Origin of the sequence: Arthrobacter pullicola, assembly GCF_014836875.1 — a bacterium.
In the GTDB taxonomy this organism is placed as follows: Bacteria; Actinomycetota; Actinomycetes; order Actinomycetales; family Micrococcaceae; genus Arthrobacter_B; species Arthrobacter_B pullicola.
The window spans coordinates 63,699-90,033 of sequence record NZ_JACSQC010000009.1 but is presented as its reverse complement, the minus strand read 5'-3'; the positions used below and the strand labels follow the sequence as shown (position 1 = coordinate 90,033).

Annotated in this window: 23 protein-coding genes, 1 tRNA gene and 1 other RNA gene; 12 read left to right on the top strand and 13 right to left on the bottom strand. The window is 65.0% G+C overall.

Features of this window, described 5'->3' with window-relative positions; translation table 11 throughout:
- The first annotated feature begins 3 nt into the window (after positions 1 to 3).
- On the top strand, positions 4 to 576 hold the full coding sequence (gene def / locus H9638_RS16015) for a peptide deformylase (RefSeq protein ID WP_191749103.1): 573 nt from the start codon (positions 4 to 6) through the stop codon (positions 574 to 576).
- A 118-nt stretch (positions 577 to 694) separates the two neighbouring features.
- Here def and H9638_RS16010 read toward each other — a convergent pair whose 3' ends face one another.
- The 3 genes from H9638_RS16010 to rnpB form a co-directional block, all read right to left on the bottom strand.
- Positions 695 to 2,161 carry a glyceraldehyde-3-phosphate dehydrogenase gene (locus H9638_RS16010; protein WP_191749101.1) on the bottom strand — a complete coding sequence of 489 codons (1,467 nt, stop codon included), beginning with the start codon at positions 2,159 to 2,161 and terminating at the stop codon, positions 695 to 697.
- 251 nt (positions 2,162 to 2,412) lie between these two features.
- Positions 2,413 to 3,798, bottom strand: coding sequence for an MFS transporter (locus H9638_RS16005; protein WP_191749099.1), 1,386 nt, complete (start codon positions 3,796 to 3,798; stop codon positions 2,413 to 2,415).
- Between the two features lie 174 nt (positions 3,799 to 3,972).
- An RNA gene (gene rnpB, locus H9638_RS16000) (RNase P RNA component class A) lies at positions 3,973 to 4,353 on the bottom strand.
- 44 nt (positions 4,354 to 4,397) lie between these two features.
- On the opposite strand from rnpB, the gene H9638_RS15995 reads away from it, so the two are divergent.
- Positions 4,398 to 5,168 (top strand): YaaA family protein, encoded by a 771-nt coding sequence (locus tag H9638_RS15995; RefSeq protein ID WP_191749097.1) that lies wholly within the window; start codon positions 4,398 to 4,400, stop codon positions 5,166 to 5,168.
- A gap of 16 nt (positions 5,169 to 5,184) precedes the next feature.
- On the opposite strand, the gene H9638_RS15990 is transcribed toward H9638_RS15995, so the two are convergent.
- The 3 genes from H9638_RS15990 to H9638_RS15980 all read right to left on the bottom strand — a co-directional run bounded on the left by H9638_RS15990 (position 5,185) and on the right by H9638_RS15980 (position 7,996).
- Positions 5,185 to 6,165 (bottom strand): reverse transcriptase-like protein, encoded by a 981-nt coding sequence (locus H9638_RS15990; RefSeq protein ID WP_404799679.1) that lies wholly within the window; start codon positions 6,163 to 6,165, stop codon positions 5,185 to 5,187.
- A gap of 3 nt (positions 6,166 to 6,168) precedes the next feature.
- A complete protein-coding gene (locus H9638_RS15985; RefSeq protein WP_191749095.1) occupies positions 6,169 to 6,909 on the bottom strand; it encodes a zinc ribbon domain-containing protein in 741 nt (246 codons plus the stop codon).
- Between the two features lie 73 nt (positions 6,910 to 6,982).
- Positions 6,983 to 7,996, bottom strand: coding sequence for a Nif3-like dinuclear metal center hexameric protein (locus H9638_RS15980; protein ID WP_191749093.1), 1,014 nt, complete (start codon positions 7,994 to 7,996; stop codon positions 6,983 to 6,985).
- A gap of 134 nt (positions 7,997 to 8,130) precedes the next feature.
- Between H9638_RS15980 and msrA the strand changes: the two genes are divergently transcribed.
- The 3 genes from msrA to epsC all read left to right on the top strand — a co-directional run bounded on the left by msrA (position 8,131) and on the right by epsC (position 10,326).
- Complete coding sequence (gene msrA / locus H9638_RS15975) at positions 8,131 to 8,655, top strand: peptide-methionine (S)-S-oxide reductase MsrA (protein ID WP_191749084.1); 525 nt, start codon at positions 8,131 to 8,133, stop codon at positions 8,653 to 8,655.
- A gap of 81 nt (positions 8,656 to 8,736) precedes the next feature.
- Positions 8,737 to 9,672: a cysteine synthase A gene (cysK, locus tag H9638_RS15970; protein ID WP_191749082.1), complete on the top strand. Its 936-nt coding sequence runs from the start codon at positions 8,737 to 8,739 to the stop codon at positions 9,670 to 9,672.
- 42 nt (positions 9,673 to 9,714) lie between these two features.
- Complete coding sequence (gene epsC / locus H9638_RS15965) at positions 9,715 to 10,326, top strand: serine O-acetyltransferase EpsC (protein ID WP_191749080.1); 612 nt, start codon at positions 9,715 to 9,717, stop codon at positions 10,324 to 10,326.
- A 64-nt stretch (positions 10,327 to 10,390) separates the two neighbouring features.
- Here the strand turns inward: epsC and gndA are convergent, their stop codons facing one another.
- Positions 10,391 to 11,827: an NADP-dependent phosphogluconate dehydrogenase gene (gndA, locus tag H9638_RS15960; RefSeq protein WP_191749078.1), complete on the bottom strand. Its 1,437-nt coding sequence runs from the start codon at positions 11,825 to 11,827 to the stop codon at positions 10,391 to 10,393.
- Between the two features lie 176 nt (positions 11,828 to 12,003).
- A complete protein-coding gene (locus H9638_RS15955) occupies positions 12,004 to 13,440 on the bottom strand; it encodes a DUF2252 domain-containing protein (RefSeq protein ID WP_191749076.1) in 1,437 nt (478 codons plus the stop codon).
- Between the two features lie 273 nt (positions 13,441 to 13,713).
- Between H9638_RS15955 and H9638_RS15950 the strand changes: the two genes are divergently transcribed.
- On the top strand, positions 13,714 to 14,958 hold the full coding sequence (locus tag H9638_RS15950; protein ID WP_191749074.1) for a cation:proton antiporter domain-containing protein: 1,245 nt from the start codon (positions 13,714 to 13,716) through the stop codon (positions 14,956 to 14,958).
- On the opposite strand, the gene H9638_RS15945 is transcribed toward H9638_RS15950, so the two are convergent.
- The 5 genes from H9638_RS15945 to H9638_RS15925 form a co-directional block, all read right to left on the bottom strand.
- Positions 14,955 to 15,821 (bottom strand): serine hydrolase, encoded by an 867-nt coding sequence (locus H9638_RS15945; protein WP_191749072.1) that lies wholly within the window; start codon positions 15,819 to 15,821, stop codon positions 14,955 to 14,957. The genes H9638_RS15950 and H9638_RS15945 overlap by 4 nt on opposite strands.
- Positions 15,822 to 16,005: 184 nt before the next feature.
- Positions 16,006 to 16,078, bottom strand: a tRNA-Val gene (locus tag H9638_RS15940).
- Positions 16,079 to 16,163: 85 nt separating this feature from the next.
- A complete protein-coding gene (locus tag H9638_RS15935; RefSeq protein WP_318241910.1) occupies positions 16,164 to 17,135 on the bottom strand; it encodes an NAD-dependent protein deacetylase in 972 nt (323 codons plus the stop codon).
- A complete protein-coding gene (locus tag H9638_RS15930; RefSeq protein ID WP_191749070.1) occupies positions 17,128 to 17,619 on the bottom strand; it encodes a peroxiredoxin in 492 nt (163 codons plus the stop codon). Before H9638_RS15930 ends, H9638_RS15935 begins: the two co-directional genes overlap by 8 nt.
- Positions 17,620 to 17,625: 6 nt before the next feature.
- Entirely contained in the window at positions 17,626 to 18,045 is a 420-nt protein-coding gene (locus H9638_RS15925; protein WP_191749068.1) for a DUF3052 domain-containing protein, read from the bottom strand.
- 383 nt (positions 18,046 to 18,428) lie between these two features.
- Here H9638_RS15925 and aceE point away from each other — a divergent pair, with 383 nt between their 5' ends.
- The 6 genes from aceE (at position 18,429) to fabF (ending at position 26,299) form a co-directional block, all read left to right on the top strand.
- Complete coding sequence (gene aceE, locus H9638_RS15920; RefSeq protein WP_191749066.1) at positions 18,429 to 21,167, top strand: pyruvate dehydrogenase (acetyl-transferring), homodimeric type; 2,739 nt, start codon at positions 18,429 to 18,431, stop codon at positions 21,165 to 21,167.
- 105 nt (positions 21,168 to 21,272) lie between these two features.
- The gene (locus H9638_RS15915) at positions 21,273 to 22,505 is read left to right on the top strand and encodes a PucR family transcriptional regulator (protein ID WP_191749064.1); all 1,233 of its coding nucleotides are present in this window, start codon (positions 21,273 to 21,275) and stop codon (positions 22,503 to 22,505) included.
- Positions 22,506 to 22,614: 109 nt separating this feature from the next.
- Positions 22,615 to 23,571 (top strand): ACP S-malonyltransferase, encoded by a 957-nt coding sequence (locus H9638_RS15910; protein WP_191749062.1) that lies wholly within the window; start codon positions 22,615 to 22,617, stop codon positions 23,569 to 23,571.
- The gene (locus tag H9638_RS15905; RefSeq protein ID WP_191749061.1) at positions 23,568 to 24,629 is read left to right on the top strand and encodes a beta-ketoacyl-ACP synthase III; all 1,062 of its coding nucleotides are present in this window, start codon (positions 23,568 to 23,570) and stop codon (positions 24,627 to 24,629) included. The genes H9638_RS15910 and H9638_RS15905 overlap by 4 nt, the downstream gene beginning before the upstream one ends.
- 77 nt (positions 24,630 to 24,706) lie before the next feature.
- Positions 24,707 to 24,952, top strand: coding sequence for an acyl carrier protein (locus H9638_RS15900; RefSeq protein ID WP_055240832.1), 246 nt, complete (start codon positions 24,707 to 24,709; stop codon positions 24,950 to 24,952).
- A gap of 105 nt (positions 24,953 to 25,057) precedes the next feature.
- The gene (gene fabF, locus H9638_RS15895; RefSeq protein WP_191749059.1) at positions 25,058 to 26,299 is read left to right on the top strand and encodes a beta-ketoacyl-ACP synthase II; all 1,242 of its coding nucleotides are present in this window, start codon (positions 25,058 to 25,060) and stop codon (positions 26,297 to 26,299) included.
- The last annotated feature ends 36 nt before the right edge of the window (positions 26,300 to 26,335 follow it).

Below are 26,335 nucleotides of genomic sequence, written 5' to 3'. Positions count from 1 at the left end.
CCCATGACTGTCCGTCCGATCGTTATCCACGGGGAGCCGGTGCTGCACCGCCGGGCCGCAGAAGTCCAGGAGTTCAACGACGAACTGCGCACCCTGGTGGCAGACATGTACGAGACCATGGATGCGTCCAATGGTGTTGGACTTGCGGCCCCGCAGGTGGGTGTTGGCCTGCGCCTTTTTACCTTCCATTACCCGAACGACGACGACGCGCCTGACCGCGGGGTCATCATCAATCCGGTGCTGGTCACGTCCAAGGTTCCGGGGTCCGCCCCGGATCCGGATGAGGACGTCGAGGGATGCCTGTCCGTTCCCGGCGAGAATTTCCCCCTGCAGCGAGCCGATTGGGCCCGGATTTCCGGAGTGGATGAGAACGGCGCGGCCCTGGAGTTTGAGGCCACTGATTGGTTTGCCCGGGTCCTGCAGCACGAATACGACCATCTGGACGGAAAACTCTATGTGGACCGGCTCAACGAGCGTTGGGGGCGCAAGGCCCGCAAGGTCCTCAAAGCAAACGGCTGGGGCGTTCCGGGCCTGAGCTGGATGCCCGGGGTCGACCCGGACCCGTTCGGCCACTGATCTGGTCTTAGCCGCTGAGGCCGGGGCGTTGGAGCGCCTGCCCGCTGAGGCATATGACAAACAGCAGTGCCCGCCCCTCTACCGGGCGGGCACTGCTGTTTAAGGCGGACTCCGCGGATTAGACCGTAGCGACCAGTTCTTCGGCGCGCGGGAAAGCAGGCGGGTTCACGTGCGCCATTTCCTCCAGTACACGGATGACCTGGCAGCTGTAACCGTACTCGTTGTCGTACCAGACATAGAGGATGGCGTTCTTGCCGTTGGAGATCGTGGCAAGCCCGTCGACGATGCCGGCACGCTTGGAACCCACGAAGTCACTGGAAACGACCTCGGGGGAATCGATGTAGTCGATCTGCTTGTGCAGCTCCGAATTTAGCGACGTCTCCCGCAGGAAGGTGTTCAGTTCATCCTTCGTGGTTTCGGTGTCCATGTTGACGTTCAGGATCGCCATGGAGACGTTCGGGGTGGGTACCCGGATGGCGTTGCCGCTGAGCTTGCCTGCCAGTTCGGGCAGTGCCTTGGCCACCGCCTTGGCTGCGCCGGTTTCGGTGATGACCATGTTCAGTGCAGCGGAACGTCCGCGCCGGTCACCCTTGTGGAAGTTATCGATGAGGTTCTGGTCATTGGTGAACGAGTGCACCGTTTCCACATGGCCGTTCACGATGCCGTATTTATCGTTGAGCACCTTCAGCACCGGGGTAATGGCATTGGTGGTGCAGGACGCCGCGGAGAGGATCGTATCCTCGTCGGTGATGGCCCGGTGGTTGATGCCATGGACGATGTTCTTCAGGTCGCCCTTGCCCGGCGCAGTCAGCAGGACCCGGGCGGCGCCCTTGGCGGCCAGGTGCTGGGAGAGTCCCTCTTCGTCGCGCCAGCGGCCGGTGTTGTCCACGACGATCGCGTTGTTGATCCCGTAGGCGGTGTAGTCCACGGTGGCGGGGTCGTTCGAGTAGATGACCTGGATCAGGGTGCCGTTGGCGAGGATGGTGTTGTTTTCCTCATCCACCGTGATTGTGCCGGGGAAGGCACCGTGCACGGAGTCACGCCGCAGCAGGCTGGCACGCTTGACGAGGTCGTTCTCCGCACCCTTGCGGACCACGATCGCGCGCAGCCGCAGCCCCTGTCCCCCACCTTCGTGGTCGATCAGGATACGCGCCAGGAGGCGGCCAATCCGGCCAAAACCATAGAGGACGACGTCGGTGCTGGTCCGCTCGTCGGCGCCTCGCTTGCCTGCAACATCTGCCAGCTCGGCGCGCAGGAAGTCCAGGAGGGAACCGCCGTTTCCTTCGCTCTGGTATTTAGCGTTCATCCTGGCCAGGTCGACGGAGGCTGCACCCAGTTCCAGCTCTGTCAGGGCCTGCAGGATCGGCAGTGTTTCGGCAATGGGGAGCTCAGCATCATCGATCTGCCGGGCGAAGCGGTGCGCCTTCAGGATGTCGATAACGGAGCGGTTGACCAGCGGACGGCCATGAACCGAGGTGACAACACTGTTCTCCCGGTAGAGCCGGCCAATGAGTGGGATCATGGCCTCTGCCATTGCCTCCCTGTCCATCCACGCATCCAGGCAGGTATCGGACTTCTGGCTCACAGAACTTCACATCCTTTATCTCAGCCGGCACTGCTCTGTGCCGGTTGGTAAGGCCGGCGGCGCACGCGCCGCCGGCAGGCCCTGTCAGGGCCGGGTCTACGTAGTTCGCCGCGGTGAAACAGGCGGCAGACAATAACTAAGTGTATTAGGCCACAGCCGGGCTTCCTGAACGCGGCAGGAGATGTTTATCACAGCGACCCTCGTTGGAGGCGCAAGCGGGTTCGGAGCCGCCGTCGTCCGGCGTTCCCCGGTTATTTATCCAGGAGCGCTTCCGCTTCCTTGGTCCTATCCGCTTCTGGGCGCACCCGCCGCGGATCGGAGGGGAAGGCCACCGGAACGGCGGTTCCGCAGGGGACCTCCGGCGCGTCCCCGGCCGGGCCAGGCTCCGGTTCCAGGTCCTCGAGGTGGCGTACGCCCCTCAACGGACCGAAGGAAGCAATCACCGGCGCCAGGAGGGCTATGACAATCCCGGTGACGATGCCGCCGCGTACTCCCACCGTGCTGGCCAGCACTCCGGCTGCCAGCGAGGCAACGGCGAGCATCCCCCAGCTGACCATGCGGGTGGCCGATCCGAGCCGCCCCATCATGTCCGGCGGGCAGACACGCTGCCGAAAGCTGGTGGAGACAACAATGTTCATGGAGATGGCCAGGCCGGTCAGGAAGAGCCCGAAGAATCCCGGCAGCATGCCCCAGCCGGGAGTCATCAGGAGCAGCAAGGCGTAACCGGCGGCAGCAGGAAACATGGAGAAGCGCCAGACGACGCCTGAACCGAAGCGGTCACTCAGCCACTTCACGGTCAGTCCGCCAAGTGTTCCGCCGAGCGCGGTGGCAGCCATCAGGAACCCCAGCCAGGTTCCGTTCTGGCCCAGTGTCCGTACGACAAGGAGGACCAGGAGGGACACCACGATGTTGCCGCCGAGGTTCCACAGTGCAGCCACCAGCAGCAGGACCCGCAGGGGCGTGGTGCTCATTGTGTAGCGCAGCCCGGACCCCATCTCGCGCCAGATATGCCGTTTCCCCGGGGCCGCGGGCAGCTGCTCATCCACTTTGAGCCGCAGGATCGCTGCGAAGGAGGCCGCTGAGGCGGCAACCTGCACCAGGAGCGAGTTCGACGCGCCGACGGCCGAGGTGAGCCACCCGCCAAGCCCGCGCCCCACGGCATCTGCCGAGGCACCCGAACCGGTCATGAGGCCGTTTCCCTCAATCAGCTCTTCCCGGTCCACCGCACGCGGGATGAGCGCCGCTTCCGCGAGCGTGAAGTACACGGCAGTCAGGCCGGTCAGGAAGGAAACCACGAACAGCTGGGCCGTTGTCAGGACGCCAAGCCAGTAGGCAACAGGAAGCGTGGCGAGCAGCAGCACCCGAAGCACCAGCGAGATGAGGATGATGGGGCGCCTGCGGTGCCTGTCCACGATCACGCCGACGGGCAAACCGAAAAGCAGCCAGGGCAGGAACACCATGCCGGAAAGGGCGGCAACAGCGAAATCACTGGCCCCGAGCTCCACCGCGGCAATGATGGGGAGGGCTATCGCAGTGACAGATCCCCCGAGGATTCCGACCGTCGAGGAGAGCCACAAAGCCCGGAAATTAGCATTGCGCAGCACCAGGTGCTTCCTCGGTGCCGGGTTCGTGACCATTGCCACAGAATAGCGGAGGCCCATGCGAATGCATGACGCGGCGTGCCCGTGTGGAAAAGTCACACAAAATACTGGGAAAACAGGCAACCTGGGTTGTGCACGGTGCCAGACGGACTAAATAATATTCGACCCGTGATGGAAGCGGTACAGATTGTGCAGGGCTGCTGGCCGGTGGGGACGGGCTGGCCGATAAGCCGGGTTTTGTGCCTGCGGGCTGTTTCCAGCGAAGCAGGTGGCAATCATCCATCTGGGAGTACCGTTGCCGGCACCCTCTAGCGGCCTACCCGGATACTCAGGCGGGCAGCCCTCAAACGCATCCTGTATGGCCTTGCTCCGGGTGGGGTTTACCTAGCTGTCCCGGTCACCCGGGACACTGGTGGTCTCTTACACCACCGTTTCACCCTTACCCGCGAAAAACGCGGGCGGTCTCTTCTCTGTGGCACTGGCCTGCGGGTTTCCCCGAGTGGGCGTTACCCACCACCCTGCCGTGCGGAGCCCGGACTTTCCTCGCCAGGTCCGGCAGTGCCGGCCTGACGCGATTGCCTGGCCAACCCGTCCTTCGGTCAATGGTACCCGGCAGCGGAACGTACGATTAATCAGTGCTGATTCTGCTGCCGCCCTCTGAAGGCAAAACACGCCCTGCCGAAGGCCCGGTCCTTGACCCGGGGCTGCTCCGCTTTCCGGAACTGACCGACGCCAGGAAGCTCACGCTCTCCGCCCTGATGGAGGCCAGCTCCTCCCCGCAGGCGCACCAGGTGCTGGGAGTCGGCGCGACCCTCGCCGCGGAGGTGGCGCGGAATGCGGTCCTCGACAGCGAGCCCTGCGCTCCCGCACACCAGGTCTATTCCGGCGTGCTGTACGACGCGCTCGGCTATGACTCGCTGACGGCCGGGCAGCGCCAAACAGCCGACGACGCCGTTCTGGTGATGTCAGCCCTGTGGGGAGCCATCGGATTTTCCGATCCGATTCCCGCCTACCGGCTGTCCATGGGGACGAATCTGCCAGGCATCGGCCGGCTGGCGGCTTTCTGGAAGGCAGCGCAGACCGAACCGCTGGATGACCACGCGGCCGGACGGCTGGTAGTGGACTGCCGCTCCAGCACCTACGCCGCTGCGTGGCGGCCGGACCCCGGCATGACAGCCGCCGTCAATGTCTTCCAGATCCGCGGCGGTGAACGGAAGGTTGTCTCCCATTTCGCCAAGCACACCCGCGGTGAGCTCGCGCGGCACCTCCTGACGCGGGGCGGAGCCGCGCCGGCAACCGTCGGGGAACTGCGCGGCGCGGCCGCTGAGAAGTGGGAAACGGAATTAGTCCCGGCGTCCGGCCGCAAACCACATCAGCTGAACCTGATCCTTCCCGAGGACCACTGACCATGACCGCCGGCTGCTAAGGGCGGTCAGCCACCAGCTCGACTTCAAACCCGTCTGAATTTTCCAGGTACGCGGCATAGTGGTCCGGTCCCCCGGCGTGTGGATGCCTGTCGCTGAAGAGCAGCTTCCAACCGTGGCTTGCCGCCCGGCGGGCCAGCAGGTCAACGTCGGCGGGCGAACCTGCACCGAAGGCCAGGTGGTTCAGGCCGGGCCGGCGCCGCTCATGTTCTACCGGAAGGACATCCGGGCCGGCTTCGATCACGAGGTAGCTGCTGACACCCTGCCAGCTGGCGCCGGTGGCCCATGAACCGCGGCGGACGAATCCAAGCCGCTCCAGCAGCCAGCCCAGGCTGGCTTCGGCCCGCGGGAAGTCCGGGACCCAAATCTCCGTGTGGTGCAGCCGGCCTGTTGCAGCGGCCGGTTCCTGGCTGGCAGCAGCCCCGCCCTCCGCGTCAGCAGCGCTTTTCACGGCAGCAGCGGAAGATCCGCCGGCTGCGCCCTTCCTCACCGGGTCCCGCGGCTGCCAGGGCACGCCGGCAATGCCGGCGTCCATTGCCTCATTCGATAGCCGGTCGGCGTCCTTGTTGATCTCCCGCGGAATCCACTGGTATTTGACCCGGCGCGGGTCCACGGTGGACCTGGCCTGGGCCGCAAGCCGCTGCATGTCCTCATGCTTGATCTTCCAGCGGCCACTCATCTGCTCAACCACAAGCTTTGAGTCCATTTTCGCCAGAATCCACGCGTCCGGATCAATTTCATGGGCAAGTTCCAGAGCGGCGATCAGCCCGGAGTACTCTGCAACGTTGTTCGAAACGATGCCAAGGTACTGGGCTTTTTCTGCCAGGATTTCACCGGTTTCGGGATCCCGGACCAGCGCCCCGTAACCGGCGTGGCCCGGATTCCCGCGGGAGCCGCCGTCGGCTTCCACAATCAGGGTGCGCCGTGCGCTTGCCGGCGCCTCATGGACAGGGGTGTCCGATGGATCAAACAGGGTCACGGACTAGCTGCCCCACTCCTCGGAACGGACCAGGATGCAGCCCGAGTCCGGACAGAACACCACGTCGTCAGCGGCGGCCTTGCGGATGTCCGCGAGGTCGCCGGGGCTGAGCTGCATTCCCGATCCTTCAGAAGTTCCGTGGAACAGCCGGGCCGCACCGATTCCGTGACGCGAAAGGGTCCGCTCGTAGACAGCGAGCAGGTCCGGGGCGAACCGTCCTGCGAGCTCAGTGCGCTGGCGCTGGGTCTCCGCGCGTTCGGCACTGATTTCGGCCAGCTGGGTGTCCCGCTTGGCTTCGAGCTCGGCAAGCTCGGCCTCGGCGGCCGCCGCTTCGGCGCGGCGCTCAGCTTCGACGCCCTTGACCGCTTCCAGGCGCTCCATGATTTCCAGCTCGGTGTCTTCCAGATCCGACCGGCGGCGGCTCAGCGACTCGATCTCGCTCTGCAGTGCGGTCAGCTCCTTGGAACCGCCGGATCCGCTGTCGAGGTGCTTCTGGTCGCGTTCCAGCCGGGCCGTTACGGATGCCACGTCTGCCTCGGCGCGGGTGAGCTCACGCTCAATATCCGCGCTTTCCGTGGCTGCGGCGCCCAGCGCCGTGCGGGCAGCAGCTGCCTTCGCGGCCAGGGCTGCGAGGTCCGGGTTCTCACGTACTGAACGTGCACGTGTGTCCAGCTGCTTCATCCTGCTGTCCAACGCCTGCAGGTCCAGCAGCCTCAGCTGCTCCGCCGGTGATGCTTTTGCCACCAAATACCTCCACTTAATCCGCTTGCCTGGCTGGTGCGGCTCTCCTAGCCTATGCCACCGGTGGCCCGGTTCCTCAGCCGGGTGTCAGCACAAAGTCCCACGGATCGGTGTTGCGGGTGCTCACCCGGATCTCCACATCGAACCCCTGGTCCGTCAGGACGTTTTCCAGGGCCGACGCAGCCGGTGTGAGCCAGAGCCATTCGCTGCCGAAATGTGAAACATCAATGAGGTAGGGCCGCCCGTTGACTGCGGCCTCCCTGGCCTCGGAGGCGGGATGATGGCGCAGGTCAGCCGTCACATACACGTCTGCGTGCTGGGCCCTGACGGCGTCGAAGAGGCTGTCTCCCGCACCGCCGCAGACGGCCACCCGGCGGACGAGTCCCTGCGGGTCACCGGCTACCCGGACACCACCGGCAACGGCGGGCATGATGCTGAAGACAAGTTCGGCAAAATCTGCGAGCTTCATAACGTCCGGAAGGTTCCCAACCCGTCCAATGCCTTCCTCGGGCAGTCCATTGGCGGCCGGCACGAGGGGAACTGTGTCATGGAGGCCGAAGGCATCGGCCAGCACATCCGAGACCCCGCCGACGGCGCTGTCACCGTTGGTATGGGTGGTCACCAGGGCACAGCCGCTTTCAATGAGCCGGTGCACCGCCTCCCCCTTGAAACTGGTGCCTGCCACGGAATGGACCGGTTTCAGCAGAAGGGGATGGTGCGTCACCAGGAGATCCGCACCCCATTCCAGCGCCTCGTCGATCACCTCATGCGTGGGGTCTACGGCGAAGAGGATCCGCTGCACCGTCCGGGAAGGCCGCCCCAGGACCATTCCGACGGCGTCCCAGTCCTCGGCGAGGGATTCCGGCCACAGTTCCTCCACCGCGACCAGCACGTCGCCGACCGTGGGCTGCGAGGGGGCAACGCCCTCCGGGATGCTGCCGGCCCCGTCGAGGCTGTCCTGGCCGTCCTGGCCGTCCTGACTGTCCAAACCGTCCTGACTGTCCTGGCCTCCCTGGGCCGCCCGGGTTTCCGGGTTCTCCGCCAGCGGATCGCTGTTGCTGTTCTGCTCGCCGTTGCGTGGGGTTTCCATAGGTATAAGTTCTACCCCACCAGCGCCGCATGTATGCAGAGGAAAACGGCCCAGGGACGTGCTGGGCACAGGAGCACCGCAGCTGATTTTCTCCTGCGGGAATCTTTGGCATCCCCGGCGTCTTATATAAAGGCATGAAGACGTATGTTCTAGGCGGAGGCTGCTTCTGGTGCCTCGACGCCATTTATCAGAAGACCCGCGGCGTGCAGAGCGTGGTTTCGGGTTACACCGGCGGCTTTACCGCCCACCCCGACTATGAGAGCGTCTGCTCCGGCATGACCGGGCACGCCGAAGTCGTGGCCGTGACCTTCGACGAGGAAATTATTCCTTCCGATGTGATTCTCGACATGTTCTTCATCTCCCACGATCCGACAACCCTGAACCGGCAGGGATACGACGTCGGCACCCAGTACCGCTCGTCGATGTTCTACCGGACAGACGAGGAACGTGAGGAAATGGAAAAGGCACTGCAGCGCGCGCAGGCGCTCTGGAGCGATCCAATCGTCACGGAGATCACGCCGCTGTCCACCTTCCACCGGGCGGAGGAAGTCCATCAGGACTTCTACGCCAAGCACCCGGAGCAGGGATACTGCCAGGTGATCATCAATCCGAAGCTGGCCAAAGCCCGTAAATATTACGCCGAATGGCTTGACAACTAATCCTGATAATGCGTAGCGATACGCTTGAAGATACACAGTTTCGCAACCGGTGCACGGCCTTACGAACAGAGGACAATTTCCATGGCACGAATTTACGACGATGTAACCCAGCTGGTGGGCGGGACTCCCCTGGTCCGCCTGAACCGCCTCGCCGAGGGTCTCCCCGGGGACGTCGCGGTGAAGCTCGAGTTTTACAATCCCGCCAACTCGGTCAAGGACCGCATCGGCGTGGCGATTGTCGATGCAGCTGAAAAGGCCGGCGCGCTGCGTCCGGGCGGCACCATCGTGGAAGGGACCTCCGGCAACACCGGAATCGCCCTGGCCATGGTCGGCGCCGCACGCGGCTACAAGGTCATCCTGACCATGCCCGAAACCATGTCTACGGAACGCCGGGTGATGCTGCGTGCCTTCGGCGCGGAAATCGTCCTCACACCGGGCGCTGACGGCATGCGCGGCGCCGTGGACAAGGCCAAGGAAATTGTGGCCACCACGGATAACGCCATCTGGGCGCAGCAGTTCGCCAACCAGGCCAACGTGGAGATCCACCGGACCACCACCGCCGAGGAAATCTGGGAAGACACTGACGGCCAGGTGGACATCTTCGTGGCCGGCGTTGGCACCGGCGGAACGGTCACCGGTGTGGGCCAGGTACTGAAGAAGCGGAAGCCATCAGTGCAGATCGTCGCGGTCGAGCCGAAGGACTCCGCTATCCTCAACGGCGGTTCACCCGGTCCGCACAAGATCCAGGGCATCGGCGCAAACTTCGTGCCCGAAATCCTGGACACGGAAATTTACGACGAAGTCTTTGACGCCTCCATCGAGGACTCTGTCGCCACCGCCCGTGCGCTGGGCACCCAGGAAGGTATCCTCGGCGGCATCTCCTCCGGCGCGATCGTCTGGGCAGCGCTCGAACTGGCCAAGCGGCCGGAGAACGCCGGTAAGCTGATCGTGGCTGTTGTCTGTGACTTCGGCGAACGCTACATCTCCACGGTTCTCTACGACGATATCCGCGGTTAGCCAGCCCGCCTTCCGGCGGAAAAACCAAGCAGAAAGTCCCACGTGAGCCTCCTGTCACGACTGCGTGAAGACCTCGACGCCGCCGCGTCCCATGACCCGGCGGCGCGGGGTCCGCTCGAGAACATCGTTGTCTATTCCGGCCTGCATGCCATCTGGATGCACCGGCTGACCCACAAGATGTGGGCAAACCCCGCCCTCCGCTTTCCCGCGCGGGCATTGTCCCAGTTCACCCGGTTCGCCACCGGCATCGAGATTCATCCGGGGGCGACCATCGGCCGGCGGTTCTTCATCGACCACGGCATGGGCGTCGTCATTGGCGAGACCGCTGAGATCGGTGACGATGTGATGCTCTATCACGGCGTGACCCTGGGCGGACGTTCGCTGGCCAAGGTCAAGCGGCATCCCACTCTGTGCAACGGTGTTGTGGTGGGCGCCGGAGCAAAGGTCCTGGGGCCGGTCACCATCGGTGCCAACAGTGCCGTGGGGGCCAACGCCGTCGTCGTCAAGGACGCCCCTGCTGATTCCATCATCACCGGCATCCCGGCCACCTGGCGCCACCGTGACGCGAAGATGACCCAGCCGGCCGTGGACCCCGCCGAGTACGTCGATCCGGCAATCTACATCTCGTCAGCCGCACCGGCTTCCAGCCCGTAACATCTAAAACGGCCGGCGGCCCCTTTCGGGGGCGGCCGGCCTTTTAGGTCTCTGCCTGGGTTACCTAGTGGGTGTCCACAGCTTCGATTTCTGAGTGGTCACCGCTCCACAGCGTGTGGAAGGTGCCCTCGGCGTCGACCCGGTTGTAGGTGTGCGCACCGAAGAGGTCCCGCAGGCCCTGGGTCAGGGCGGCCGGAAGCCGCTTGCGGCGCAGGCCGTCGTAGTAAGCCAGTGAGGAGGAGAAGACCGGTACCGGAATGCCCAGCTGCACGGCAACCGACACTACCCGGCGCCAGGCCGGGAGAGCCGCGGCGATGGACTCGGCGAACGCCGGGGCCAGCAGCAGGTTGGCCGGAGCCTTACCGTCTGCGTAGGCCTTCATGATGTCGTCCAGCAGCTCCGCCCGGATGATGCAGCCGGCACGCCACAGGGAGGCGATCTCGTCCAGCTTCAGGTCCCAGCCGTACGTCTTGGCAGCCCCGGTGAGCATGTCCAGTCCCTGGGCGTAGCTGACCAGCTTGGAGGCGTACAGCGCCTGCCGCACGTCCTCGACAAAAGTCTCGGGCAGTTCGACGGCGATTTCCTCGCCGGCGAGGATGTCCTGGGCCTCTTCGCGCTGGCCGCGCTGGGAGGAAAGGGCCCGGGCGAAGACGGATTCGGCGATCGCCGACACCGGAGAGCCAAGGTCAAGCCCGGAGACGACCGTCCAGCGGCCGGTGCCCTTCTGCCCGGCGGAGTCCACCACGACGTCGACGAAAGGCTTGCCGGTCTTGGCATCCGTGTGGGCCAGGACTTCAGCGGTGATCTCGATGAGGAAGGAGCTCAGCTGGCCCTTGTTCCATTCGGTGAAGATCTCAGCCTGTTCAGCCGGCTCGATGCCCGCGGCCGAGCGCAGCAGGTCGTAGGCCTCGCCGATAACCTGCATATCCGCGTATTCGATGCCGTTGTGGACCATCTTCACGAAGTGGCCGGCACCGTCGGTTCCCACCCAGGTGCAGCACGGTTCACCGTTGTACTTGGCGGAGATCTTTTCCAGCATGGGGCCGAGGGAATCGTAGGATTCCCGTGAGCCGCCGGGCATGATCGAGGGGCCGAGAAGTGCGCCTTCCTCGCCGCCGGAAACGCCTACGCCGACGAAGTGGAGGTCCTTTTCCGCCAGCGCAGCTTCGCGGCGGCGGGTGTCCTCGTAGTGCGAGTTGCCGGCGTCAATGACGATGTCCCCGGCTTCCAGGAGCGGGACCAGCTGGTCGATAACGGAGTCAACGGGTGCTCCCGCCTTCACCATGATCAGCACGCGGCGCGGCTTCTCCAGCGAATCGACGAGTTCCTGCAGCGTCTCCGTGCGGATGAAGTCGCCTTCATCGCCGTGGGCGGAGAGCAGGGCATCCGTCTTTTCCACTGACCGGTTGTGCAGGGCCACCGTGTAGCCGTTGCGGGCCAGGTTGCGGGCCAGGTTGGCCCCCATAACGGCCAGGCCGGTCACACCTATCTGTGCGCTCAAAGTTCACTCCAAGGATTCTTTAGGTGCCGCTTGCCGCAGCACGGTGTCGGCGCACCGATCGCGCCGTCTTCAGGCTCCAGCCTATTCTCCTTCAGGGTGCCCCCGCCACACGGGGGTGTGCGACGCGTGACACGTAACGGAAGCCATGCGGGTTTTCCCGGGTCCAGCGCCCAGGCCTAGACCCCTTCCAGCGCTGCCAGGCGTCCGGAGCGCACTGCTTCGGCGAAGGCCTGGTAGTCCTGTTCGTTTTGATCCGCGTAACGCCCGCAGAAGTCGGTGACGGCGTCGTCAAACTTCCCGCTCTTCCCAAGATAGGCTGCGATCGCGATCGGGTCCCCCGATCTCGCATGGGCCCGCGCCAGGGTCCAGCCACACGTGCGGGCGTAGAAGTCCATGCCAAGGGGCTTCATCGCCTCCACCACTACGGAGCCCTTCATATCCCGCAGCTGGCGCCAGTACAGGTACCGGTTCTCCTGCACCCCTTTGGTCCACCCGAGGAAAATGTCGCTCGCGGCCTGCATCCTGCGTTGTCCCTGCACCACCCGCTCGCCCGGCTGGCGGTATTTGCTTTTAGGCAGGTGGTCTTCAAGGACTGACCGGGTCGCTTCCTTCACCTGCAGGAACAGTGGATCCTCCGCATCACGGCCCTGCAGCAGGGCGATGAAGGCCCGGGTACCGACGCTGCCCACACCCACTACCTTGCGGGCGACGTCGACGATTTCGAAGCGCTCGAGGAGGAGCCGTCTGTCATCCTGCAAGGTCGACCGGTAGGACCGGAGCTGTTCACGGGCTGCGTCCTGCATTTCCTCCGGGGAGAGTCCCAACGAATCCCCCAGCTCCCGGACAGGGATGAGAATCGGCGGCTGGCTGACGATGCGGTATTTTCCGTCCACCCGCTCCGCCAGCTTGGACAGTGCCTGCAGGCTGTCCCGGGAACGTGCCTTCCGGGCGGTCTTCTCCGCGTTCTTTTCGGCTCGCTTCGCCGCTTTTTTCTGCTCCTTTCCCTTGCTGGTGTCCACCGCCAGCTCGATCGCTGACAGAAGATCAGCCTCCGCCAGACGGGCGTACCAGATGTCCAGAGTGCCCATTTTCGCGAACCCGCGCATCGCTTCGCGGTACGCCCGGACCGCAGCAAGGGTGACCCCGAGCGCCTCTTCGGCTGTGAAGCCGTTGTTCCGGGCCGCAATCGTGAAACTGGCGGACATCCGCAGCACGTCGTACTCGAAGGGTCCGGGAAGCGTCTCGTCGAAATCGTTAAGGTCGAACAGCAGGATCCGCTCCGGTGAAGCGAACACGCCGAAGTTGGACAGATGGGCGTCGCCGCACAGCTGCGTGGTCAGTCCGGCCCGCGGCGTGTCCTTGAGGTCAGCGGCCATGATCTTGGCCGCCCCCCGGTAAAAAGTGAAGGGAGAGGCCAGCATCCGGCCGTGACGCACCGGAACGAGGTCCGGTTCGCGGGTGAGGTTTTGTTCTTCGATGAGCGCGACGGGGTCCGGGCGGCCGGGAGCTGGAACCCACCCCTCGAGGGCGGAGAGGGGTGTTCTCTTCCGGCAGTCCTTGCCGGCTTCCACACGTTCCGCGACGCTCGGGTGTTTAACCCTGGTCCTGACCATGATTGGCGACCTCTCTTCGACGGCTTCTGCATCCGGTCCGGCACGTATTCCGGGGCCGTTCGTGCTCAGCAGTCGACGTCCAAAGAATATCGAATCCCTCCCCCTGACGGGATGGGTCCTCCCTGGTTTACCTGTCTTTGGCCCTCTTTGGACTCTCCGCCCGGGCCGCCGCTCTCGACCAGCAATGGAGCTGTCTCGTAGGTTGGCCCCTGGGCACGTCCATGCGGGCCAGGCAAGGCCGCCGCTGCGGCGGCGGGCACGGGGAGGAACAGGATGATCGCGCTGCTGCTCGGAACCGTGGTGCTGGTGCTTTTCAGCGCCTTTTCAGGGCCGCTGAGCCGCCGGGGTGTGACGTCAGCCATGGCGTTCGTACTCGCCGGGCTGATCCTCGGTACCGTTTCCGGCGGGTCACTCGGAATCGGGCTGGACAGCGCCGCCGCAGAGCAGATCACCGAGCTGGCCCTGGTCTTCCTGCTCTTCACCGACGCTGCGCGCCTGGATCTCGGTGTCCTGCGCCGCAGTCTCGGGTGGCCGGGCAGGCTGCTGCTCATCGGCCTGCCGCTGACCCTTCTCCTGGGCCTCGGCGCCGGGATGCTTCTCTTCCCGGACCTTCCGCTGGCCAGCGTCTTCCTGCTCTCCGCGATGCTCTGCGCAACCGACGCCGCCCTGGGCCAGCGCGTTGTGGAAGACCCTGCGGTCCCGGGACAGGTGCGTCAGGCGCTCAACGTGGAAAGCGGTCTGAATGACGGAATCGCGGTGCCCTTTTTTCTGGTGTCCCTGGACATCTCACTGGCGACGCTGGATGGCAATGTGCGGTCGGCAGTCGCCAGTGCCATCACGGAACAGATCGGCTGGGGGGTCCTGGCGGGCGTTGTGATGGGAGGAGCCGGCGGGTACCTGCTGCGGGCCGCGCGTGCCAGGGACTGGTTCCTGTCCGAGTGGCACCAGCCGTTCACTCTTGCGGTGGCGCTGGGTGCCTTCTCAGCGGCGGGAACGCTGGGCGGCAGTGTCTTCATCGCTGCCTTTGTGGGCGGAATGGCGTTCCGCTGGAGTTCGGGAGCCGGCAATGTGGACACGACACGGTTCACCGCCGAAGCCGGGAGCGTCCTCGCTGCGGGGACGTGGATGATTTTCGGTTCGGTAGCCGTCCTCATCGCGCTCCCCCACATTACCTGGCAGATCATCGCTTATGCGGTGCTGAGCCTCACGGTTGTACGGATGCTGCCGGTGGCCGCCGCAATGATCGGCAGCGGGGCGAGATGGCCCACCCTGGCGTTTATGGGGTGGTTCGGTCCCCGTGGGCTGGCCTCCGTGGTGTTCGGCCTGCTCGCGTTTGAACGCGAAACCCCCTACGCAACTACGCTCCTGACAACGGTGGTCGTTACGGTGGGGCTGAGCGTTTTCGCGCACGGATTCACTGCCATGCCGTTTGTGTCCGCCTACCACCGCTGGTTCGAGGCCCACCCCGGAAATCCCCGCCAGAATCCGGGCCGGGAACCTGATGTGCCGGCACGCTAACCGGCACCGGCGAGTTCCCAGCGGTTCACGATGGCCGCGGCGCCTTCGAGGATGGAAATGCCCTCGTCAAGGCTGTCGGTGCCGGCCGTCAGGACCACGATGCTGTACTCCGTGGTACCGCCGACCACGAAACCGGAGCTTCCAACGTTCCAGGCCAGCAGATCGTCCTGGAGCCAGCCGTTCTTCAGCCCGACTTCCGCGACCGGATTCAGAATGCCTGCGGTGATCCCCCAGGTCTGCTCCGGCACCACATTTTCCAGGAGGCCAACGGCGTAGTCCTGCAGGTCGGGCCGGACCCAGTCCACCCCCAGGGCAACCGCCGTCGCAATCCTCAGCTGGTCTTCAGCGACGGTTTCGTTGGCACCCCAGACATCGCCGGCCTCTGTCTCGGTGACGCCGAGCAGGCCATAGGTCCGCTGCAGTTCCTCCGCCCCGCCGATGGCGGCATACAGCTCGTCGGTGGCGGCGTTGTCACTCTGGCAGATCATCAGCTCCGCCATCAGCAGTTCGGCGTCGGTGAGCCCGCGCTCCTCCTCGGTGGCCTGCCGCAGCAGAGTAAGCAGGATCGGCACCTTGACCAGGCTTGCTTCCAGGTACCGGCCGTCCGGGTTGTAGGACCAGGCGCGGCCCGATTCGTATTCATAGATCGCGACGGAGAAGTCCGTGCCGGTTTCCGCGGCATAACCGTCGAGTTCGGCCTGCAGCGCCAGCTCGGGCTCGGCAGTGGCCGATGGCGTCTCGGTGCTGCCGGGCAGAGTCACGGTTCCTGCTTCCGGTTCACCGGTGCATCCGGTGACCGCCGTCAACAGCAGTCCTGCCGAAAGCAGGGACGCCAGGAGAGGCTTGAGGAGATCAGTGCGCAAGGTCGTTATTTCTTTCAGGTACCAGCGGAACAACGGTGCGGAAAATGCACCTCTTCCTTGGTACCAGCAGAGTCTTTGAGTTCGATGTGCATGGTCTGTCCGGCTGCTCGGAATCGTTGATGCCACCCGGGGCCAGGCACGAAAAAACCCGCCTGCAGATGTTCCTGCAGACGGGTTTAGCCGGTGGGTCCTACCGGGATCGAACCGATGACATCCACGGTGTAAACGTGGCGCTCTACCAGCTGAGCTAAAGACCCGACGTGATTCGTTATGCCAGCTGGGAAAAACCCGGCCAGCGCCGCATCACGAGGAATTACATTACCGGAAAGCCTCACCAAATACCTAATCCGAGTGGCGCCCCGGATGGTGCGGGACGCTGGACGCAGCATCAGGCAGGGAGCGGGCAAGGTATTGAAGGGCCGTGCCTACACCCATGTCGATTTTCAGGTCCGCCAATTCATCTCCACGCGTCTGGCCCCGGTTGATGATCACCACAGGCTTCCCTTCCTTGGCCGCATGCCGGACAAACCGCAGCCCGCTCATCACTGTCAGCGAGGAGCCGGCAACCAACAGTGCACCGGCGTCGTCCACCGCTGCGTAAGCGAGCCTGACACGGTCCTTGGGCACGTTCTCCCCGAAGTACACGAAGTCAGGCTTAAGCATGCCCTCGCAGACGGGGCAGTCAGCGACAACGAAGTCTGCCGTGTCGGAAACCTCCGCGTCAGCGTCCGGCGCGATTTCGCCTTCCGCAGCGACCCGGTCCAGGTACCCGGGATTCAGCCGCTCCAGCAGCCTGGCTATCCCCTCCCTGGTGTACACGGATCCGCAGGACAGGCACAGCACGCGGTCGTACCGGCCGTGCAGGTCGATGACCCGGACGCTTCCGGCATCGCTGTGGAGCCGGTCCACGTTCTGGGTGATGACTCCCGTCAGCAGCCCCCGCTCTTCCAGGTGCACCACGGCCTCGTGGCCGGCGTTAGGCACGGCATGCCGCAGATGGTGCCAGCCGACGTGGTTGCGGGCCCAGTAACGCTGGCGCAGCACGGGGTCACCGACGAACTGCTGGTAGGTCATCGGGTTGCGCGGCGGGGCGTCGGGGCCGCGGTAGTCCGGGATGCCCGAATCGGTGCTGAGGCCGGCGCCGGTCAGCAGCGCCATCCGGCGCCCGGCGAGAAGTTCGACGGCGGCGTCCAGTTCCCGGCGTTCGGTTTCTGTTGGTTCAGCCGAGGCCTCAGAGGCCTCCCGTGCCGCGAAACCGGTGAGGCCTGTTCCTGGATCCGCCGGAGGTTTGCGGGAGCCGGTCACTTCAGGCACGTCCAGCGGCCGTCATGCCCTCAAGTGCCCGGAGGTATTCGTCCGGGTTTCGGGGAGCGTTCATCGAGGAGCGCAGGATGTGCCGGATTGTCTTGTCCGGCCCAATGAAGAAGCTGGACCTTGTTGCCAGTCCGCGCCCTTCATCCAGGACGCCGTAGCGCCGGGCCACGTCTCCGTGCGGCCAAAAATCCGAAAGCAGGTCAAAGGACCAGCCCTGTGCCATGGCCCAGGCGCGGAGCGCGTACTTAGCGTCGCAGGAGACTGCCAGCAGAGCAGCTCCGGCCTCGGCAAAAGCGGGCTGTTGCTCCGCGAGGCTGGAAAGCTCCCCGGAACAAACCCGGGAAAACGCGAACGGATAGAAGACCAGGACGACCGGGCGCCCTGCGAACCCGTCGAGGCTTACCCGCTCCCCGTATTGATTGGGAAGGTCAAAGCTCGGGGCAGGGTCCCCGATGCCGGGGCCCTGCGCCGTTTCGGGTGTCAATGCGGACTATTTCTTCCTGCGGCTCACCAGGCGGGTGGCAGCCCAGTCCTGGCAAACGCCTGGAGAGGTTGTCACGTGCAGCCCCGCGGTCGGTGCTGCCTCTTCGATGTCCGCTGGCGGAACATAGCCGGCCCGGCCCGATTTCGGAGTCAGGACCCAAACGACGCCGCCGTCATCGAGTGTGGTCAGGGAATCGACAAGTGCATCGACCAGATCCCCGTCATCGGCACGCCACCACAGGATTACCCCGTCGACTACGTCGTGGTCGTCTTCAGTGAGGAGTTCTCCGCCGACTAAGTCCTCGAGGTCCTCCCGCAGATCAAAGTCGACGTCGTCGTCGTAGCCGAATTCCTGAATCAGGTCACCGTCTTTAAAACCCATTCTTTCCGCCACGTTGCTTTCCGTGACGGCATCGGCCTCGCTCACTTCACTCCTCCTGGTTGACTGCATAAATACAAGGGAATCACATCTTCGCCCGAACTGCCCTTTCCCTGACTCAAGGGAACACCTTTTAACAGCAAGCTTCAAGGGCCACTGACGATGCGCGGGCCTGAATCCGGAGTGCTGCATGCCGCCTGGAGCGGCGCCCCCGGCGCACTGCCGCCGTACCGGACGCACCCGCGGGCGAGGTTCGCCCGGAAGGCTACGCAAGGGTTCCGTGCCGGTCTACAGTGGCCTTAAGGGCACGGGGGCAGGCGCAGCCGGCCGCCGGCTGATCGCACCTACCCGTCCGGCGGACAGGTCCGGGCACCACCACCACCGCAGCACAGGACCAACGTCCAGACACAATCTGTGCATAGGAGAGTTTCGTGGCCGCAGAAGACAGAACGGACATCCTCAGCGGGCTGACCGGCCAGCTGCCGGACAGCGACCCGGAAGAAACCGCCGAATGGATCGAGTCCCTCGACGACCTGGTCCGGACCGAAGGCACCGAGCGGGCGCAGTTCATCATGCGTTCCCTCCTCCAGCGGGCCGGAGCGCATTCCATCGGAGTTCCGATGGTGACCACCACCGACTACATCAACACCATCCCGGTGGACCAGGAACCTGAGTTCCCCGGCGACGAGGAGTTTGAGCGGCGTTTCCGGGCCTGGATGCGCTGGAACGCTGCTGTGATGGTGCACCGGGCGCAGCGGCCCGGGGTTGGGGTTGGCGGCCACATCTCCACGTTCGCCGGTGCAGCGACGCTGTACGAGGTGGGCATGAACCATTTCTTCCGCGGCAAGGACCACCCGGGCCGGGGGGACCAGATTTTCTTCCAGGGCCACGCAGCGCCGGGAATGTACGCCCGGGCGTTCCTCGAGGGGCGCCTGTCCGAGGAGGACATGGACGGCTTCCGGCAGGAAAAGTCCCGCGAAGGCCATGCACTGTCCTCCTATCCGCATCCACGATCCATGCCCGAGTTCTGGGAATTCCCCACCGTGTCCATGGGCATCGGCCCGATGAACGCGATCTACCAGGCCCAGCTGAACCGGTATATGGACAACCGCGGCATGAAGGACACCTCCGACCAGCACGTCTGGGCGTTCCTGGGCGACGGCGAAATGGACGAACCTGAATCACGCGGGCTGCTGCATGTGGCCGCGAACGACAAACTGGATAACCTCACGTTCGTGATCAACTGCAACCTGCAGCGCCTGGACGGTCCGGTGCGCGGCAACGGCAAAATCATGCAGGAACTCGAAGCGTTCTTCCGCGGGGCCGGCTGGAACGTGATCAAGGTGGTCTGGGGCCGGGAATGGGACGCGCTGCTGGAGAAGGATACCGACGGCGCCCTGGTCAAGATCATGAACTCCACCCTCGACGGCGATTACCAGACCTACAAGGCCGAATCCGGCGGCTTTATCCGCGACCATTTTTTCGGCAAGTCCCCGCAGACCAAGGCCATGGTCGCTGACCTGTCCGACGACGAGATCTGGAACCTCAAGCGCGGCGGACACGACTACCGGAAGGTTTACGCCGCCTACAAGGCCGCCATGGAGTTCAAGGGAAAGCCCACGGTGATCCTGGCGCAGACCGTCAAAGGCTACGGCCTGGGGCCGCACTTCGAAGCCCGCAACGCAACCCACCAAATGAAGAAGCTGACCCTGGATGACCTGAAACTCTTCCGCGACTACCTGCGGATTCCCGTCACGGATGACCAGCTGGAGGCGGACCCGTACCGTCCGCCGTATTACAACCCCGGGCCGCAGTCTCCCGAGATCCGGTACATGCTGGACCGCAGGCGGGAACTGGGAGGTTTCCTGCCCGAGCGGCGCACGGACTACAAACCCATTCACCTGCCGGGGGAAAAGTCCTACGAAGTGGCCAACCGCGGCTCGGGCAAGCAGATGGCCGCCACCACCATGGCCTTCGTCCGGCTGTTGAAGGACCTGATGCGGGATAAGGAATTCGGGATGCGGGTTGTCCCGGTCATCCCGGATGAAGCCCGGACCTTTGGCATGGATTCATTTTTCCCGACAGCCAAGATCTACAACCCGCAGGGACAGAACTACCTCTCTGTGGATCGTGATCTGATGCTGGCTTACAAGGAATCCCCGCAGGGGCAGATCGTGCACGTGGGCATCAACGAGGCAGGTTCGATCGCCGCGTTCACTGCCGCAGGCACGGCATACGCCACCCAGGGAGTTCCCCTGATCCCGGTGTACGTGTTCTATTCGATGTTCGGTTTCCAGCGCACCGGCGACTACCTCTGGGCCGCTGCTGACCAGATGGCCCGCGGCTTCCTGATCTCCGCGACCGCCGGCCGCACCACCCTGACCGGTGAGGGCCTGCAGCATGCGGACGGGCATTCCCCGATCCTGGCCTCCACCAACCCCGCGGTGAAGACCTACGATCCGGCCTACGGCTACGAGATCGGGCACATTGTGCGCCACGGTCTCGACGAAATGTACGGTCCCGGCTCCGCCGACCCGAACGTGATTTACAACATCATGGCTTACAACGAGCCGATCCTTCAGCCCAAGGCGCCGGAGGAACTCGACGTCGAAGGCGTCATCCGGGGAATTTACCTGCTCTCCACCGCCAGCATCGACGGGCCCCGCACACAGCTCCTGGCCTCCGGCGTCGCGGTTCCCTGGGCACTGGAAGCCCAGCAGCTGCTGGCCGATGACTGGGGCGTGTCCGCGGACGTCTGGTCTGTCACGTCCTGGAACGAGCTGCGCCGCGACGGGCTCGCCGCGGAGGAGGATGCCTTCCTGCATCCGGATGCCGAGCCCAGGGTTCCGTTCGTCACCCAGCAGATGTCCGGCGCCACGGGGCCAATCGTGGCGTCCACGGATTACATGAAGGCAGTTCCGGACCAGATCCGCCAGTTCCTGCCGAATGAGTTCGCGGCTCTGGGAGCGGATGGCTTCGGCTTCGCCGATACCCGGGCGGCGGCCCGCCGGTACTTCAAGATCGACAGCCACTCCATGGTCGTCCGTGCCCTGGAGATGCTGGCCCGGCGCGGTGAGGTGGATTCCGCGGCACCGAAGCAGGCCATCGGCAAGTACCACCTGTACGACGTCACGAAGGGAACCAGCGGCAACGCCGGCGGTGACGCCTAGCTTCCCTGCACCCGCCGGTGCCGGCCGCCTCCTGCCCTGAAGGCCGGGGAGTTGTAGCCTTCACACAAAATGGAGGTTGTCTGTCTGAAGTCGTAAGCTCAAGACATGCCAGTTCCCCATTCTGTACGCAATGACTCCACTGCGCCGGATGAGAACGGCGCCGACCCGGTGGTCCTGGAACGGCTCAAGGCGAACATCGGCAAGCTGTCCACCGCCACAATGAAGCAGCTCGACGTGTCCCTCCCCTGGTACCGGGGGCTGCGCCCGGATGAACGTTCCGCACTGGGCATGGTGGCCCAGAAAGGCATCGCCTCGTTCGTTAATTGGTACGAGCGCCCCGCCTCACCGGCATGGGTCCTCAGCGATGTCTTCGGAACGGCGCCCACCGAACTAACCCGGGCAATCAGCCTGCAGAAGGCACTCGCCCTCATCCGTGTTGTGGTGCAGGTCGTCGAAGACCGGGTGCCGGAGCTCGCGGCCGGCTCCGCCCAGGGGCCCCTGCGCGAGGCTGTCCTGCGGTACTCCCGCGAAGTCGCCTTCGCAGCCGCGGATGTTTACGCCCGGGCCGCGGAAACCCGCGGTGCCTGGGACACGCGCCTTGAGGCGCTGGTCGTGGACGCGATCCTGCGCGGTGAAAGCTCCGACGCCCTGCGCTCCCGCATCGCGGCTGTGGGCTGGACATCAACGGCGGGGGTCACAGTGATTGTCGGCAGCTCCCCCGCAGACCAGAATCCCACCTTCGTCAACGAGCTGCGCCGCGTGGCCGGCCGGCTCGCGGAAGACATCCTGGTCGGCATCCAGGGGGACCGGTTGATCCTGGTCCTGGGCGGATTGTCAGACAAGTCCGGTTCCTACACCCGGCTGGCAGACCTTTTCGGACCCGGTCCCGTGGTCTACGGGCCTCCGGCAGACTCCCTGGTGGAGGCCGGCCCCTCCGCCCAGGCCGCCTTTGCCGGCCTCACCGCCGCGCGCGCCTGGCCCGCCGCCCCCCGCCCGGTCTCGGCTGATGACCTCTGGCCCGAGCGTGTGATGTCCGGCGACGAATCGGCCCGCAAAGCCCTGGTGCGCAGCATCTACCGCCCCCTGCTGGCCGCATCCAACGGACTGGCCGAAACACTCTCCGCCTACCTCTCCCTTGGCCATTCGCTCGAAGCGACGGCCCGCGAACTTTTCGTCCATGCAAACACCGTCCGCTACCGGCTGAGGCGGGTCTGTGACATCACTGGCTGGGATCCGATGCTGCCGCGGGAAGCGTTCGTCCTGCAGACGGCACTGGTGGTGGGGCGGCTTTCACCGACCGGAAAGGCTGCCCCTGAACGGTCCTCGCCACGCAGCTAACCACCCTTGCCAGCACCGGCAGCACTTGTAGACTTCCTACAACGCCCTCCGGTGAGCTTGGTTCACCTAAACACCCGGGAATTCCCGCCAACTTTGGAAAGCTTGATACGTGCTAGCAATCGTCTGCCCCGGCCAGGGGTCACAAACGCCCGGCTTCCTTTCTCCGTGGCTTGAACTGCCAGGAGTGCGTGAGCACCTCGAAGCCCTCTCCGCAGTAGCCGGATTGGACCTCGTTGCCCACGGCACGGTTTCCGATGAGGAGACCATCAAGGACACCGCCGTTGCCCAGCCGCTGATCGTGGCTGCCGGACTGGTGGCGGCGCGCCAGCTCCTGGACACCGAAGCGCTTACCGCTGCCACAGTCGTCGCCGGCCACTCCGTCGGTGAGATCACCGCCGCCGCTGTCTCCGGCGCGCTGCCCGAAGATGATGCCATCGTTTTTGTCCGCGAACGGGCCAATGCCATGGCACGGGCCGCTGCAGCGCAGCCCACCGGTATGAGCGCCGTCCTTGGCGGCGATCCGGAAGAGGTGGCCCGCGTCCTGGCGGAAGCAGGCCTCACAGCTGCCAACGCCAACGGCGGCGGCCAGGTCGTAGCCGCCGGCACGCTGGAACAGCTCCAGGCACTGTCGGAGAATCCGCCGGCAAAGGCCCGGGTCATTCCGCTTAAGGTCGCCGGCGCCTTCCACACCGCGCACATGGAGCCAGCCGTGAGCGTGCTCGAAGCGCTGCGCCCTTCCCTTTCGCCCGCTGATCCGCGCCCCACGCTTCTCTCAAACTACGACGGCGCCGCCGTAGTGGGCGGCGATGCGAACCTCGACAGCCTCATCGCACAGGTATCGCGGCCGGTGCGCTGGGATCTGTGCATGGAAACCATGACGGCCGCGGGAGTCACCGGCATCCTGGAACTCCCCCCGGCCGGCACCCTCACCGGGTTGGCCAAGCGGGGCATGCGCGGCGTGCCGTCGCTGGCCCTAAAAACCCCCGAAGACCTTGCCGCAGCCCGGGAATTCGTTGCTGAGCATTCCGGCGCCGCAGCAGTTACGACACAAGAAGGTATTGCGTGAGCACGCCCACCCTGAAGCAGTCCCCCGTTCACGAGTTCAGCCGTATCCACGGCCTTGGCGCCTTCCGGCCCGATGTGATCGTCAGCAACGACGACGTCTGCCAGTGGATCGATTCCTCCGACGAATGGATCCGCCAGCGCACGGGCATCGTTACCCGGCACCGGGCTGACAAGGGAACCTCCGTGGTGGACATGGCTGAGTTGGCCGGGCGCGAGGCCCTGGAAAAGGCCGGAATCGACGGCTCGGCCCTGGGCGCGGTCATCGTCTCCACCGTGACCCATCCGTATGCCACACCCTCCGCCGCCGCGCAGGTCGCCGACCGCCTCGGCGCCACCCCGGCACCGGCCTACGATGTTTCCGCAGCCTGCGCCGGCTACTGCTACGGCATTGCCCAGGCGGACGCCCTCGTCCGCTCCGGAGCCGCCGAGTACGTCCTGGTGGTCGGCGTGGAGAAGCTGTCGGACTTCATCGACAACACTGAACGCACCATTTCCTTCCTCCTCGGCGACGGCGCCGGTGCCGTCGTCGTCGGCCCGTCCGACACTCCCGGCATTGGCCCGTCAGTCTGGGGTTCAGACGGCAGCAAGTCCGGTGCGATCGGCATGACCCATTCCATGCTGGAAATCCGCGAACTTTCCCTGGCCGCGGAGACCGACGGAACGCTTCCCGCGTCCGTCCTCGCCGAACGCGAGACCAAGCTCTGGCCCACGCTGCGCCAGGATGGCCAAACCGTCTTCCGCTGGGCCGTCTGGGAAATGGCGAAGGCAGCCCAGCAGGCCCTGGATGCCGCCGGCATCACCGCGGCCGATCTTTCGGCCTTTGTCCCGCACCAGGCGAACATGCGGATCATCGATGAGATGGCCAAGCAGCTGAAGCTGCCCGAGTCCGTGGTCATTGCCAGGGACATTGCCGATGCCGGGAACACCTCCGCGGCCTCCATTCCCCTGGCGACGCACCGCCTGCTCACCGAGCATCCCGAACTCAGCGGGAAACTCTCGCTGCAGATTGGATTCGGTGCCGGGCTGGTCTTCGGCGCCCAGGTAGTAGTCCTCCCCTAGTTTCCAAGCCACACCGCCCCAGGCGGTTGGAAAACCCAGACCGGTTAAGAACCGGCATCACAGAAAAAGGAGCCCCCATGGCTAGCAACGAAGAAATCCTGGCCGGTCTCGCCGAGATCGTCAACGAGGAAACCGGCCTGGCCCCCGAGGCCGTCGAGCTCGACAAGTCCTTCACGGATGACCTGGACATCGACTCCATCTCGATGATGACCATCGTGGTCAACGCCGAGGAAAAGTTCGGTGTGCGTATCCCCGACGAAGAGGTCAAGAACCTCAAGACCGTTGGCGACGCAGTCGACTTCATCTCCAACGCCCAGGCGTAGTTCGTGGAGGGCGGCCGCTGCCGGTGCGGCGGCCGCCCTTTGCAGCAACATGCGCCGCCGCGCCCAGGCGGGCGCACCACCCAATTTTTTCCGAGAGAGTGAATCATGGCCCGCAAAGTAGTCATTACCGGCCTCGGCGCAACGACGCCGATCGGCGGAGATGTCCCGACCATGTGGAAGAACGCCCTGTTGGGTGTCTCCGGTGCCCGCACATTGGAAGACGACTGGGTGGAGCAGTACAGCCTGCCCGTCACCTTCGCGGCGCGTGTGTCCACCCCGGCCACTGAAGTCCTCTCCCGGGTCGAAGCCAAGCGGATGGACCCCTCCACCCAGTTCGCCGTCGTCGCCTCCCGTGAGGCGTGGGCCGACTCCGGGCTGGCCGAATCAGACGTCGACCACGACCGGCTTGCCGTGTCCTTCGCGACCGGAATCGGCGGTGTGTGGACCCTGCTCGATGCCTGGGACACCCTGCGGGAAAAGGGCCCACGGCGTGTGCTGCCGATGACGGTCCCCATGCTGATGCCCAACGGCCCGGCCGCCGCAGTGAGCCTGGATCTGGGTGCCCGCGCGGGTGCCCACACCCCCGTTTCTGCGTGCGCCTCCGGCACCGAGTCCCTGCACCAGGGCCTTGAGCTGATCCGTTCCGGCAAAGCCGACATTGTGGTGTGCGGCGGTGCCGAAGCCGCGATCCACCCGATGCCGCTGGCTTCATTCGCGTCCATGCAGGCACTTTCCAAGCGCAACGACGATCCTGAGCGCGCCTCCCGGCCCTATGACAAGGACCGCGACGGCTTCGTGATGGGCGAAGGTGCCGGCGCCCTGGTGCTTGAGGCCGAGGAACATGCCCTGGCCCGCGGTGCCCGGATCTACGCGGAACTGGCCGGCACGGCAGTCACCGCGGACGCCTACCACATTACGGCTCCCGATCCCGAGGGACTGGGTGCTACCCGGGCCCTCAAGGCTGCCCTCTTCGATGCCCGCGCGCACGCCGAAGACGTAGTGCACGTTAACGCGCATGCAACCTCCACCCCCGTGGGCGACAAGCCTGAGTACACCGCTCTGAAGAGCGCCCTCGGCGCGCACGTGGACAACGTTGCCGTCTCGGCGACGAAGTCCCAGACCGGGCACCTGCTCGGAGCTTCCGGCGCCGTCGAAGCAGTGATGACAGCTATGGCCGTTTACACGCGGCAGGCACCCGCCACCATCAACCTCGACAACCAGGATCCGGAGATTCCGCTCGACGTTGTCACGTCGGCCCGCAACCTGCCCGCGGGTGACATCGTGGTGCTGAACAATTCCTTCGGCTTCGGCGGGCACAACGCCGTCGTTGCCCTGCGGAACCACTAACGCAGCAGCCTAAAGGCCGGGATCCCGAACGGGGTC